The organism is Micromonospora sp. DT68, assembly GCF_049847245.1.
GTDB classification, from domain to species: domain Bacteria; phylum Actinomycetota; class Actinomycetes; order Mycobacteriales; family Micromonosporaceae; genus Micromonospora; species Micromonospora profundi.
Genome location: NZ_JBNCNZ010000007.1, coordinates 270,840 through 283,829 on the forward strand (window position 1 = coordinate 270,840; position 12,990 = coordinate 283,829).

A 12,990-nucleotide genomic window follows, 5' to 3' on the forward strand; every position below is an offset into this window, starting at 1 on the left:
CTTTCTGCGCTGTGGATGGTCAGTCCTTGACCGCGCCGGCAGTCACGCCCGTGGAGACGTACCGCTGGGCGAGGACCAGCAGCACGGCGGCCGGGAGGGAGGCGACGACGGCGGTGGCCATGATGGCGTTCCACTGCTGGTTGTTGTTGCCGATGTAGTGGTAGATGCCGAGGGTGATCGGCTGGTGGTCGCCGCCACCGGCGAGGGTCGAGGCGAAGATGAAGTCCGACCAGGACCACAGGAACGCGAAGAGCGACACAGTGACGATCGAGTTGCGGCTGACCGGCAGTACTACCGACCAGAAGGTTCTCAGCCGGCCGGCGCCGTCGACCACGGCGGCCTGGAGCAACTCGTCGGGGATCCCGGACATGAAGGCCGTGAAGATCAACACCCCGAACGGTACGGCCAGTGTGGAGTCGGCAAGGATCAGACCGGGCAGCGTGTTGAGCACGCCGAGGTGGAGATAGACGGCGTAGAAGCCCATGGCCATGATGATTCCCGGGATCATCTGCGCGATCAGCAACACGAAGCTCAGCGCCGGCCCGCCGGGCGGGCGGAGCTTGGCCAGCGCGTATCCGGCCGGGGCGGCCAGCGCCAGGGTCAGCGCCACAGTGCCGAGACCGACAAGGAAGCTGGTGCCGAGGTACGGGAGTTGCTGGTCGAGCACCGCGCGGTAGCCGTCAAGGGTGCCGTCGGTCGGAATCAGGTGCGGGGGCGTGGCCCGCATGTTCTGGTCCCGGGTGAACGACACGTTGATCATCCAGTAGACCGGAAAGAGCATCAGCCCGGTCAACAACAGTCCGACGCCGGTCTTCCACCAGGCGCGGGACGGGGAGGTGGTCATCGTAGGGCCTGCCTGCGCTGGAAACGGATGTAGCCGAGCCCGGCCACCAGGGCCATCACGATGAGCAGGTTGCCGACGGCCGCGCCGGGCCCGAAATCCGGCAGCAGATTGCCGAAACCGAGCCGGTACGACCAGGTGGAGAGCGTGGCGGAGGAGTCGGTGGGGCCACCCCTGGTCATGATCCAGATGATGTCGAAGACCTTCAGCGTGTAGACGAGCCCCAGCAGCAGGGTGATCGCCGAGACGGGACGCAGCAGCGGAAGGGTGATCGACCAGAACCGTTGCCAGCCCGTCGCGCCATCCAGCGCCGACGCCTCGTACACCTCGGTCGGGATCGCCTGGAGGCCGCTGTGCAACACCACGAGATTGAACGGGATGCCGATCCAGACGTTCGCGATGATCACCGAGGTGAGTGACCAGCCCGGCGTGGTGAGCCAGTTGACCCTGTCGATCCCGAGGACGCCGAGCGCCGCGTTCACCAACCCGGAGTCGCTGTTGAGCAGCCACGACCAGGTCGACGCCGAGACGATCAGCGGCACCAGCCACGGAATGAGGATCACCGCCCGCAGTGTGCGTGACAGGGGGAAGTGGTTGTGGAAGAAGAGCGCCAGAGCCATGCCGATTGTGAACTGGAAGAACAGCGACGCGCCGGTGAAGACCACTGTGTGCGCCAGCGTCGACCCGAAGGCGCTGTCGGTCAGGACCGTGCGGTAGTTGTCGAGCCCGGCGAAGGGCGCGCCGCCCTGCACGAACGAGCGGACGGTGTACTCGCGCAGGCTCAACTCGACATTGCGGTAGAGGGGATAGGCGTAGAAGGCGGTCAGGTAGACGGTCACGGGCGCCAGGAAGCCCCAGGCCGGCCATCGGCTGGGCGGGCGTCGGACACGGGACGGGGCAGGCCCGGGTGAGGTGTCCGTGGCCGGTGCGCCCGGTTCCCGTGCGCTGGTGGAGGTCTGTGTCGTCGGGGGCATGGTGTCGGTTCGGCGCGCTTACCTGGTCGCCGCCGCGGCCTGCGCGGCGCTCAGCGCTTCACGAGGCGATCTCTGACCGCTCAGGGCAGCCTGCACCGCCGTCCACAGGGCCTCGGAGATCTTCGGATACTTCGTGCCGAGGTTGTCCCCGGTGCGACCCTTCGCCGCCCGGACCGCCTGCACCCAGACCGTGAGCTTCGGGTCCGCCGCCGCCTGCCGATCCTGCACGGCCGTGACGGGCGCTACGTAGGAGAGCGTGGTGTCGGTGGTGAGCAGGTTGTCGGCACTTGTCAGGCAGGTGACAAGCTTCTGCGACGTCGCGTACCGCTTGGTGTTCTTCTGCACGGGGATGGAGACGAACTCACCGCCGGTGGGCGCCGGCGCCGGACCACCGGCGCTTGCCGGAATGGCGATGGTGCCGTACGGGAACCCGAGCTTCTCGGCGTTCGCCAACTGCCAGGTCCCGTTCTCGGCGAACGCGTAGTCGCCGGTGGCGAACTCCTGCCAGCTCGTGGTCTGGGTGTTGTTGATGACGGAGTTGGGGGCGTACCCCTGCTTGAGCCAGTCCGTCCAGAGCGTCAGCGCGGAGGCCGCCTGCGGCGAGTCCAGGCTTGTCAACTGGGCTCCGGCGCCCCAGAACCACGGCAGGAACTGGAAGCTGCCCTCCTCGGTGCCGATGGCGGAGAAGGTGATGCCCTTCTTTCCCGCGGCCTTGATTTTGGTAAGCGTCGTGGTCAGTGACGTCCAGTCGGTGATGGTGGCCGGATCCACGCCGGCGGCAGTCAGCAGATCCTTGTTGTAGTAGAGCGCGAGGGTGTTCGCCCCGATCGGCACCCCATACGTCTTGCCCTCGCTCTGGCCCGCGCCGAGCAGGTTCGGTGCCATGGCCGAGACGTCGAGCTTGTTGTCGTCGGTGGTGGTGAGCGCGCCCGCCTCGGCGAGTGTGGAGATGACGGGGTTGTCCACGATCAGCACGTCCGGCGAGTTTCCCTGCTGCGCGGCGAGCAGCGCCTTGTTCGTCAGGTCGGTGGTGTCGTAGCCGGTCCGTTCGACAGTCACCCCAGCGGAGGTGCCGCATTTGTCGAGCAGTGCTACCCACTCCGAGTCGTCGGCGAACTGCGGGTACGGATCCCAGACGACGTACGCGGCGTCGTCCGGATCGTCGGCGGAGGACGAACAGGCGCTGCCGGCGGCGACGGCGAGTGCCGTCACGGCGGCAGCGGCCAGGCGCCAATGGTGGCTGGGTCGAGTCATCTGGTGCCTCACTTCACGTCGATCGTCAGGTGGGGTGGGATCGGCCGTCGGGGGGGCGTCTCGGTTCGGCGGGGAAGCGAACCGATTCGACAAGTGGTTCGGCCGAAGATAAGTCGGCCCCTGCCCGGAGGTCAACAGCTGATCGCCGTGGATGCACGGCTGCCTGGAAACGCCCGCTTCATCGAATCGTCATCGCATTGACATGGTTGAGTATGCGGCCCTACGATCCGTGCGAATCGATTCGCAAGCGCTGCCCTCCGGAGAGCGTCCCCACGCCCCACCAAGGAGCCGCCCCGTGCAAACCCCGTCCCGTGGCAGGTCAGGACGAACCCGCGCGACAGTCGCCCGACTCGTCGCCGGCCTGCTCACCGTCGCCGCCACCACAGTCGCCGTCGCGTCTCCGGCCCAGGCCGCCGACGAGTCGATAAGCGTCAACTTCTCCACGACAAGCGGTACGCCGACCTACCGCGCGTCCGGCTGGATCTACGGCATGACCGAGAACGCCAGCGGCCCGCCCGACCACTTCTACCGGGACGTCAAGTTCCAGTACATGCGCGCGGGCGGAGCGCAGCTGCCGGGAAGTGGCTGGGTCGGTGGGAACTACGACCGCCGGTGGAACTCCACAGTCGCCCAGGCGCGTCGCACCGTCGCCCTCGGCGGTCAGTTCATCCTGCTGCCGCACGATCTGTGGGGCGCCGACGGCGCAGGGATCTCCCGCTTCCCCGGCGACAACGGCAACTGGGCCGACTACGACGCCTTCCTGACCCGCCTCGTCAACGACGTCCGGGCGTCCGGGCTCTCCGTGCAGTGGGACATCTGGAACGAACCCAACATCACCATCTTCTGGAACCGGCCGATCTCCCAGTACCTCGAACTGTGGCGGCGCACCTACCAGCGCATCCGGGCGGAGTTCCCCAACCAGCTCATCGTCGGGCCGAGCTGCGCCTGCGTCCCGTCCACCACGCACACCTTCTGGAACCAGTACCTGGACTTCGTCCGCTCGACGAACACAGTGCCGGACATCATCAGCTGGCACTCGCTGCCGGGCGACCCGGTCGCCAACGTCGCCGCCGCCAACGCCACCCTCGACCCGCGCGGCATCGCCCATCCCCGCCCGTACCAGATCAACGAGTACGGTGCGCCCGAGGAGCAGAACCCTGCCGACGGAGCGTGGTACATCGCCCGTCTGGAGCGAGCGCGCGCCGATGGCCTTCGCGCCAACTGGGCCGGCGGCGGCAACCTGCACAACGACCTCGGCAACCTGTTGGTCCGCAACTCGGCAGGGCAGCACCAGCCCAAGGGCGAGTGGTGGGCGTACCGCTTCTACGCCGGGCAGACGGGGCAGGTGGTCGCGGTGACCGCAAGCCAGTCGTACGACGCGTTCGCCACGAAGGCGACCGGCACGGCGAAGGTCCTCGTCGGCGGCGGTCGGACCACCGGCAACCTGACGGTCAATCTGCAACGCCTGGACACGACGAGCGGCATCGTGCAGAACAACCAGCTCCGGGTCCTCGTCCAACGCATCCCGCACAACGGTGGCGGTGCCGTGCAGGGGCCGATCACCGTCTCGAACAGCGTCGTCGGCGTGGCAAACAACAACGCCACTGTGACAGTGCCGTACACCAACCAGACCGACACGTACACGATCACCCTGCTGCCGCCGTCGGATGGCGGGTTCCAGTCGGTGGCGGTGGCCCAGCACTCCCAGCAGTGCCTGGAAAATCCCGGCTCGGGCACCTCGGACGGCAACGTCCAGCAGCAGTTCTACTGCGAGGGCGGCGACCAGCAGCTCTGGAACTTCCGTCCGGTCGCTGGGGTGGCAAACACGTACACGGTGGTCAACCAGCAGAGCGGCAAGTGCCTCGACGTCAGCGGCGTCTCCACCGCCGACGGCGCGGCGGTGCACCAGTGGACCTGCCTGAACGGCCTCAACCAGCAGTTCACCCTCCGCAAGGTGACCTACGCGGGCAACGACTCGCACGACTACCAACTCGTGGCCCGCCACAGTGGCAAGTGCGTCGATGTCAGCACGATCTCCACGGCGCCCCGGGCACCCGTGCACCAGTGGACCTGCAACCTGACCGGTCAGGGTAGCCCGTTGAACCAGACGTGGCGGGTCCTGGGCCGGTAGGTGCCCTCGGGGAAGGCGCTGCGCTGACCGTCCGTGCGGTGGCCAGCGCAGCACTCGGCGGAGGGCATTCATTGACACAAATTGATTAAAGATCCTACGATTCCTTGCGAATCGATTCGTTGGCCCACCTGCGCCCGTGGCGCGTCGACCACCGCCGTCCGTGGCGCGTCGACCACCTCCCACCTCCGCGACTTCGAGGAGCCCTTCGTGCGAACCCCGTCCCCCGCTGGGCGGCCTCCAACGGCCCCCGAGCCCATCCCGAGACGCCGCCGCGGCGGACGTCTGATCTTTCTGGCCGCTGCCCTGGTCGGCGTTCTCGTCGGCTACGGAACCACGTCGGCCACCGCACCTTTCGCCGCCGAAGCCGCCGCGGCCGTGGCCGCCGCGATCGAGCCGGGGCAGAGCACCACGATCGTCGGCACCCAGTCCGGTCGGTGCCTGGAGGTGCCGAACTCCAGCACCACCAACGGCACCCAGACCCAACTGTGGGACTGCAACGGCAGCGCCGGCCAGACCTGGACCTGGACGTCGAGCAAACAGCTCACGGTGTACGGCAACAAGTGCCTGGACGCCAACGGCCGAGGCACCACCAACGGCACCCAAGTGATCATCTGGGACTGCAACGGCCAGAACAACCAGCAGTGGAACGTCAACACCAACGGCACCATCACCGGCGTGCAGTCCGGGCTCTGCCTCGATGCCAACGCCGCCTCGACCGCCAACGGCACCAAACTCATCCTCTGGGCCTGCAACGGCGGCGCGAACCAGCGATGGACCTCGCCGAGCACCTCGCCGACGACGCCGCCGCCGACCACCCCGCCGCCGAGCGGTGCGCGTCCGTGCGACATCTACGCCTCCGGCGGCACCCCGTGCATCGCGGCGCACAGCACGACGCGGGCGCTCTACCTGGCGTACGCCGGCAACCTGTACCAGGTCCGGCGCTCGTCGGACAACACGTCCCGCGACATCGGGCTGCTGAACGCCGGTGGCACCGCCAACGCGGCCACGCAGGACGCGTTCTGTGCCGGCACGACATGCGTGGTGACAGTCGTGTACGACCAGTCCGGGCGCGGAAACGACCTCTGGTACCAGGGGTCGAGCGTGGTCCCCGGTTCGCCGCAGAGCAGGCCTGCGGTGGCGACCTCGGAGTCCCTGACCGTGGGCGGGTCCAAGGCGTACTCGCTCTACATCAACCCGGGGAACAGCTACTGGCGCGACGGGCACCTGACGGGGGTGCCGACCGGGGCCGCTCCCGAGGGCATGTACATGGTGACCAGCGGCACCCACGTCAACAACGGCTGCTGCTTCGACTACGGCAACAGTGAGACGACGAGGAAGGCCGACGCCGCCGGTGCGATGGACGCCATCAACTTCGGCACCCAGTGCTGGTTCGGCGGCTGCTCCGGCACCGGCCCCTGGGTGCAGGCGGATCTCGAATGGGGTCTCTTCCCGGGTGGCAGCCAGACCTGGAACCCCAACCAGCGTTCCTTCACCAGCAAGTTCGTCACCGCGACGCTGAAGAACAATGGCATTTCGCGGTTCGCCATCAAGGGCAGCAACGCCCAGTCGGGAAGCCTCTACACCCTCTGGGACGGCTCGCTCCCGCCCGGATACAGCCCGATGAAGAAGCAGGGCGCGATCATCCTGGGCAGTGGCGGGGACTGCTGCAAGCCCGACGGTGGCGCGAACCTGAGCGCCGGCACCTTCTACGAGGGAGCCATGGTCGCCGGCTATCCGTCCGACGCGACCGAGAACGCGGTGCAGGCCAATGTGGTGACCGCCGGCTACCGCTGAATCGGGCGCGCTCGCGGACCAATCCGGGTGGCTGCCGGCCACCGCTGAGCCGGCGCGCTCGCGGACCAACCCGCCCGCCGGTCATCACCGCACAGTGGTGGTGGCCGGCGGCGGTGCGTTCACGTCAGTCGTCGGCGGTGCTCGTACGATCCGGGCCGGCCGTCGGGGGAGCGACCTCGGCGAGCGCGGCCCGCACGGTGTCCAGCAACTGGTCGTCCGGGTGGTCGATCCAGTGCTGGATGGCGACGCGCAGGATCGCCAGGAACGTCGCGGCCAGGAGGCGGGCGCGTAGCGCCACGTCCGCGCCGGTGAGCCGAGGTGCGAGTTCCGTCGCCAGTTCGCGCTCGATCGCCGTGTACGCCGCGACCTGATGTGCGGCCAGGCCGGGGTGCCCACGCAACTGTCGGCGTCGGGGCAGCCAGGACCGGTCCCGCCCGCCGAACGCCTCGGGCGTGAAGCGCTCCGCCGCCCGGCTCAGCGCCGTCCACGGCGGCTCGTCCACCGGCCGCTCGTGGACCAGTTGCAGCAGCCGCCGCAGGCGTACGGTGTCGCCGTGAAAGAGCGCTTCTTCCTTGTTGGAGAAGTAGTTGGAGAACGTCCGCCGGGACACGTTCGCGGCGTCGGCGATCGCCTCGACTGTCACGCCGTCGGGCCCGTGTTCGGCGGCCAGGCGTAGCGCCGCCTCGTGCAGGGCGAGTCGGGTGGCCGCCTTCTTGCGCTCCCGTAGCCCGGTGATCTCGTCCATCGGCCCCAGCGTAGTGGGGTGATGTGCTTCTCAATGAGCAAACTTGCCTAGTGGGCAAGATCGGTAGATGCTTGCGTGAGGCAACCAACTAGGTGAGGGGCAGGGCGTGGACAGCACCGCGGGGGAGCTCGGCCTTCGGCTGTACGACCTGGTGCGGACTGTCCGGTTACTGAAGCAGCGCCGGGCTGACGAGGGGCAGGCCGTCGCGCCGGGCCTGCTCGGCATGCTCATGCAGATCGACAAGCTCTCCGGCAACTGCCAGGCCCGTGAGCTGGCCCAGCGCACCCGGCTCGACCCGTCCACCGTCAGCCGCTCGATCGCGGCACTCGTCGCGGACGGTCTGGTCGAGCGCCGGCCGGACCCGTCCGACAAGCGGGCGAGCTTCCTCGCGGTCACACCCGCAGGCCGGGCCGCCCTGGCCGAGAGCTTCGGCTGGTACGGCGACGTGCTGGGCCGTGCGCTGGCCGACTGGACTCCCGACGAGGTCGACGCGCTGAGCGGCGCCCTGGGCCGGTTCGCCCGCGACATCGAGGTTGCCCTCGGAAACCACGACAACCTGGAGGCCGCGCGATGAGCGCACCCACCATGACCGGCGCTGAGCCGATGACCCATCGGCGGACGCTGGAAGCGCTAAGTGGTCTGCTGCTCGTGCTGTTCGTCGCGATGCTCAGCAGCACCGTCGTCTCCACAGCCCTTCCAAAGATCATCGGAGCGCTGAACGGCTCCCAGACCCAGTACACCTGGGTCGTCACCGCCACCCTGCTCACCGCTACCGCGACCACCCCGATCTGGGGCAAACTGGCCGACCTGTTCAACAAGAAGGTCCTGATCCAGGTCGCCATCGTGGTCTTCCTGCTCGGCTCGGTCATCGCCGGGTTCTCGCAGACCGCAGGCCAACTGATCGCCGCCCGCGCGTTCCAGGGCATCGGGGTCGGTGGCCTTCAGGCCCTCGTCCAGGTGGCGATCGCCGCCATGATCCCGCCGCGTGAGCGGGGCCGCTACAACGGCTACCTCGGTGGCGTCATGGCGGTCGCGACCGTGGGTGGCCCGCTGCTCGGCGGCCTCATCGTCGACACGTCATGGCTCGGCTGGCGCTGGTGCTTCTTCGTCGGCGTGCCGGTCGCCGCCATCGCGCTGATCCTGCTCCAGGCCACCCTGCACCTGCCGACCGCGCGACGCGAGAACGTCAAGATCGATTACCTGGGCGCCAGCCTTATCGCTGCCGGGGTGAGCGTACTGCTGATCTGGATCTCGTTCGTCGACAGCTCGTTCGCCTGGGTCTCCTGGCAGACCGCGGCCATGGTGGGCGGGGCGGTCATCCTGCTCGCGATGGCCGTCTGGGTCGAGTCGCGGGCCAGCGAGCCCGTCGTCCCCCTCGACATCGTGCGGCAGCACACCACGGCACTCGCCATCCTCGGCAGCCTCGCGGTCGGCATGGCCATGTTCGGCGGCGCCGTCTTCCTCGGCCAGTACTTCCAGATCGGCCGCGGCTACAGCCCCACCGAGGCGGGCCTGCTCACCATCCCGATGATGGCCGGGGTACTGCTGTCCTCCATCATCGCCGGACGACTCATCACCAAGAGCGGAAAGATCAAGCCGTACATCGTCGCCGGCTCGATCATCCTCGTCGCCGGGTTCGCGCTGCTGGGCACCGTCGACCACGAGACGTCGCTCGTCCTGGTCGGCGTCGCGATGTTCATCGTCGGCACCGGCGTCGGTATGACAATGCAGAACCTCGTCCTCGCCGTGCAGAACACGGTCTCGCTCAAGGACATCGGCGCGGCCAGTTCCAGCGTCGCGTTCTTCCGGTCCCTCGGCGGCACGATCGGTGTGTCGGTACTCGGCGCCATCCTCGCCCGCCGGGTCAGCGACCAGATCACCCGCGACCTCGCAGCCGCCGGAATCCCCACCGCCGGCAGCGATGGCAGCAGCAACCTCAACATCACCGCCCTGCCCGAGGGGGTGCAGGAGATAGTCCGTGCCGCGTACGGCGACGCGACCGGACACATCTTCCTCATCTCCGCCGCCATCGCGGTCGTCGGTGTCATCGCCGCGCTCCTGCTCCGGCCCGTCACCCTGCGGACCAGCCTGGACCTCCCGGACGCCGCCACCTCAACGGCAGTGGCAGCCGACGCGGTCGACGGTGCTCCCGCGTTCGACCAGACATCGGTAGTGGACACGTCGAAGGAGCCGACGCGCCGGCGCTGACGTCGGACCTGCGCGAATGAGTGAACCCGGGGCCGCCACCGTTTTTCGATGGTGGCGGCCCCGGTGCCACGGTAGCGAGCCAGATCGGCTGCCAGGCCTGACGTACGCCGCCTCACGACCGTTGTGACCCACCCCTGTCGTCGTGCCCGAGCGGGGTGCACCTCAGAGGGTCGTCATCCCATATCCCGGTCGTTCACTCTTGCTGGCCGGGACGGCCGTGATTGATCGACTCGGTTTCCTTGAAATCGGGGTGTCCCTGGCAGTGGGACACCCCGATTTCATTGACCCCGTGTTGATCTCGCCGCTGGTGCCCGGAGCGCCGCTTCGGTGGGCCGACTGCCTCGAAGATGTGGTGGCTCCGATGGTCGCTCGCCGGCAGGGAACCGCCGATGCCCGCCGCGTTCCTCGAGCGCACGCGACGCCTCCTGCCGCTATTGGTGCTTCTGCCGCTCGGTGCTGTGCACCTCGACATTTGCCGCACTGGCGGGCGCTGAATTGTCGGCGGCGTCGTCGCTCGCCGCCGCCGGCGTGGACGTCGCCACCGTCGCGCACCACACGGGTACGAAGGCCGCGCTGTACGACGCCTGCTTGTCTGGCGTTGCCTGGCGCCTGGCGTTGCCTGGCGCCTGGCGTTCCTGGCGCGTTGCCTGGCGTTGCTGGCATGTTGTTGGCGCGTGGGCCTGGCGTTGTTGGCGCGTTGCCTGGCGTTGCTGGCATGTTGTTGGCGCGTGGGCCTGGCGTTGCTGGTGCGTGGGGCCTGGCGTTCCTGGCGTGTTGCTGGCGTGTGGGCCTGGCTGCCTGTTATGAGACGCAGTTGTGCGGGTCCGCCGACGCGTGAGCCGGGCGATCGATGCCGGCGAAATGACGCGTTCGGAAGGTCGCGCCGAATGGGTTCATGCGCGGATCGCATGCCTGACGCAGCGTCTTCCCATCTGCTGGTCAGTTTCTCTCACCTGCCGAGATTTCGGCGAAGATCCACTCGGCTTCCTTGAAATCGCGGTGTCCTTGATGGCGGGATACCCCGATTTCAAGGAGCCCGTGTTGATCTCGCCTGTTGGCGGCTCGGACGCATTGATCGCTCTGTCGCCGCGTGGGCCATGCCCCGATGGCGCTGCGCCGCCTCGATCGCCGCGCCACGTTGGGGCGGGATGCCGTCGCGGTGGGACACGACGAGCGGAAAGGGCGTCGCGGGCTGAGAGATGCGCCGACCGAAAAGGTGGGCAATGCGCCGACCGGAAAAGGTGGGCGTTGCGCCGACCGGAAAAGGTGGGCGTTGCGCCGACCGAAAAGGGTGGGCGTTGCGCCGATTGAGAGGGCGTTGCGCCGACCGGAGGGGTGGGCATTGCGTCGACCGAAAGGGGTGGGCTGAGCAAATCCGGCCGCAGGAGGCAAGGACAGCACTCCTGCCACTTTCAACATATACCGCACCCGGGGTCTTGCGGCAAGACCCGGGTCGTATCGCAGAATCTCCCAGCCGAGGCCCGCAGCCTGCGGAAACGAGGGCGACGTGTGCCGGGCGGATCGCGCTGAAACGGCTGGCGCGGACGCAACAGTGGCGAATGGGGGAATGCCTTTCATGATTGACGTGATCATTGCTGGCGGGGGCCCGACCGGCTTGATGCTCGCGAGTGAGTTGCGGCTGCACGACGTACGCGTGCTCGTGCTGGAGAAGGACGAGGAGCCGACCAGGTACGTTCGCGCGCTCGGCCTGCACGCGCGCAGCCTTGAGGTGTTGGACCAGCGCGGGCTGCTGGAGCGGTTCCTCGCGCTCGGCCGGCAGTTTCCGGTGGGTGGTTTCTTCGCCGCCATCACCAAGCCGTCGCCGGGTCGACTGGACACCTCCCACCCGTACGTGCTGGGGATTCCGCAGCCCGTCACCGACCGGTTGCTGGCTGAGCACGCTGTCGAAGTCGGCGTCGAGGTGCGGCGCGGCTGTGAGGTGGTCGGACTGCGTCAGGACGAGCACGGGGTGACCGTCGAGCTGGCCGACGGCGCACAGGTGCGCTCGCGGTACCTGGTCGGCTGCGACGGGGGTCGCAGCACGGTACGCAGGCTGCTCGGCGTGGGCTTTCCCGGTGAGCCGAGCAGGGTCGAGACTTTGCTCGGTGAGATGGAGGTGGGGGTGCCGCCGGAGACGGTGGCCAGTGTGGTGGCCGAGGTCCGCAAAACGCAGCTCCGGTTCGGCCTCGGGCCCGTCGGGGAGGGGGCGTACCGCGTTGTCGTACCGGCTGAGGGGTTGGCGGAGAACCGGTCCGCGCCGCCGACCCTCGATGAGGTGAAGCGGCAGCTGAGGGCGGTCGCCGGCACTGATTTCGGCGTGCACTCGCCGCGTTGGCTGTCCCGGTTCGGTGACGGCACCCGGCTGGTCGAGCGGTACCGGACGGGTCGGGTGCTGCTGGCCGGCGACGCGGCGCACATTCACCCTCCGACCGGTGGGCAGGGGCTGAACCTGGGCATCCAGGATGCTTTCAACCTGGGATGGAAGTTGGCCGCCGAGATCAACGGTTGGGCGCCGGACGGGCTGCTGGACAGCTACCACGCCGAACGGCACCCGGTCGCCGCCGACGTACTGGACAACACCCGGGCCCAGATGGAGTTGCTGTCCACCGAGCCGGGTGCCCAAGCGGTACGTCGGCTGCTGGCGGAGTTGATGGACTTCGAGGACGTGAACCGTCACCTCATCGAGAAGGTCACAGCGATCGGCGTCCACTACGACTTCGGGGCGGGGCACGAGCTGCTCGGCCGGCACCTGCGGGACGTACGTCTGAAGGGGGGTCGGCTCTACGAGCTGATGCACGGCGGGCGCGGCCTGTTGCTCGACCAGACCGGCCGGCTCTCGGCCGCGGGGTGGGCGGACCGGGTCGACCACGTCGTCGATGTCAGCGATGAGGTGGACGCGCCGGCGGTGCTGCTGCGGCCGGACGGTCACGTGGCCTGGGCCGGTGACGACCAGCAGGACCTGACTGAGCAGCTACCCCGATGGTTCGGCGCAGCCGCCGGCTGACACGGACCGCCGGCTGACACGGACCATCGGCGCAGCCGC

The 12,990-nt window shown here is 68.4% G+C and carries 9 protein-coding genes; 5 read left to right on the forward strand and 4 right to left on the reverse strand.

All coding sequences use genetic code 11. The features are described from left to right. Positions 1-19 precede the first annotated feature (19 nt). The 3 genes from ACPXB1_RS15875 to ACPXB1_RS15885 all read right to left on the reverse strand — a co-directional run bounded on the left by ACPXB1_RS15875 (position 20) and on the right by ACPXB1_RS15885 (position 3,069). Entirely contained in the window at positions 20-844 is an 825-nt protein-coding gene (locus ACPXB1_RS15875; RefSeq protein ID WP_355598369.1) for a carbohydrate ABC transporter permease, read from the reverse strand. Next, the gene (locus ACPXB1_RS15880; protein ID WP_355598371.1) at positions 841-1,680 is read right to left on the reverse strand and encodes a carbohydrate ABC transporter permease; all 840 of its coding nucleotides are present in this window, start codon (positions 1,678-1,680) and stop codon (positions 841-843) included. Before ACPXB1_RS15880 ends, ACPXB1_RS15875 begins: the two co-directional genes overlap by 4 nt. Before the next feature lie 153 nt (positions 1,681-1,833). Beyond that, the gene (locus tag ACPXB1_RS15885; RefSeq protein WP_355598373.1) at positions 1,834-3,069 is read right to left on the reverse strand and encodes a sugar ABC transporter substrate-binding protein; all 1,236 of its coding nucleotides are present in this window, start codon (positions 3,067-3,069) and stop codon (positions 1,834-1,836) included. Positions 3,070-3,364: 295 nt separating this feature from the next. On the opposite strand from ACPXB1_RS15885, the gene ACPXB1_RS15890 reads away from it, so the two are divergent. Both ACPXB1_RS15890 and ACPXB1_RS15895 read left to right on the forward strand, forming a co-directional pair. Then, positions 3,365-5,200 carry an RICIN domain-containing protein gene (locus tag ACPXB1_RS15890; protein ID WP_425735467.1) on the forward strand — a complete coding sequence of 612 codons (1,836 nt, stop codon included), beginning with the start codon at positions 3,365-3,367 and terminating at the stop codon, positions 5,198-5,200. 207 nt (positions 5,201-5,407) lie between these two features. Then, positions 5,408-6,994 carry an arabinofuranosidase catalytic domain-containing protein gene (locus ACPXB1_RS15895; RefSeq protein WP_355598377.1) on the forward strand — a complete coding sequence of 529 codons (1,587 nt, stop codon included), beginning with the start codon at positions 5,408-5,410 and terminating at the stop codon, positions 6,992-6,994. Between the two features lie 124 nt (positions 6,995-7,118). On the opposite strand, the gene ACPXB1_RS15900 is transcribed toward ACPXB1_RS15895, so the two are convergent. After that, positions 7,119-7,739, reverse strand: a complete 621-nt coding sequence (locus ACPXB1_RS15900) for a TetR/AcrR family transcriptional regulator (protein WP_355598379.1) — start codon at positions 7,737-7,739, stop codon at positions 7,119-7,121. A gap of 106 nt (positions 7,740-7,845) precedes the next feature. On the opposite strand from ACPXB1_RS15900, the gene ACPXB1_RS15905 reads away from it, so the two are divergent. The 3 genes from ACPXB1_RS15905 to rox all read left to right on the forward strand — a co-directional run bounded on the left by ACPXB1_RS15905 (position 7,846) and on the right by rox (position 12,951). Continuing rightward, a complete protein-coding gene (locus ACPXB1_RS15905) occupies positions 7,846-8,313 on the forward strand; it encodes a MarR family winged helix-turn-helix transcriptional regulator (protein ID WP_355598381.1) in 468 nt (155 codons plus the stop codon). After that, positions 8,310-9,947 (forward strand): MDR family MFS transporter, encoded by a 1,638-nt coding sequence (locus ACPXB1_RS15910; protein ID WP_355598383.1) that lies wholly within the window; start codon positions 8,310-8,312, stop codon positions 9,945-9,947. The genes ACPXB1_RS15905 and ACPXB1_RS15910 overlap by 4 nt, the downstream gene beginning before the upstream one ends. Before the next feature lie 1,576 nt (positions 9,948-11,523). Next, the gene (gene rox / locus ACPXB1_RS15915) at positions 11,524-12,951 is read left to right on the forward strand and encodes a rifampin monooxygenase (RefSeq protein WP_425735468.1); all 1,428 of its coding nucleotides are present in this window, start codon (positions 11,524-11,526) and stop codon (positions 12,949-12,951) included. Positions 12,952-12,990 lie beyond the last annotated feature (39 nt).

What these genes read in the sequence shown, in the direction of transcription:
- ACPXB1_RS15875 (WP_355598369.1), bottom strand. Translation starts at nt 844, where the DNA reads ATGACCACCTCCCCGTCCCGCGCCTGGTGGAAGACCGGCGTCGGACTG.
- ACPXB1_RS15885 (WP_355598373.1), bottom strand. Translation starts at nt 3,069, where the DNA reads ATGACTCGACCCAGCCACCATTGGCGCCTGGCCGCTGCCGCCGTGACG.
- ACPXB1_RS15900 (WP_355598379.1), bottom strand. Translation starts at nt 7,739, where the DNA reads ATGGACGAGATCACCGGGCTACGGGAGCGCAAGAAGGCGGCCACCCGA.
- ACPXB1_RS15910 (WP_355598383.1), top strand. Translation starts at nt 8,310, where the DNA reads ATGAGCGCACCCACCATGACCGGCGCTGAGCCGATGACCCATCGGCGG.
- rox (WP_425735468.1), top strand. Translation starts at nt 11,524, where the DNA reads ATGATTGACGTGATCATTGCTGGCGGGGGCCCGACCGGCTTGATGCTC.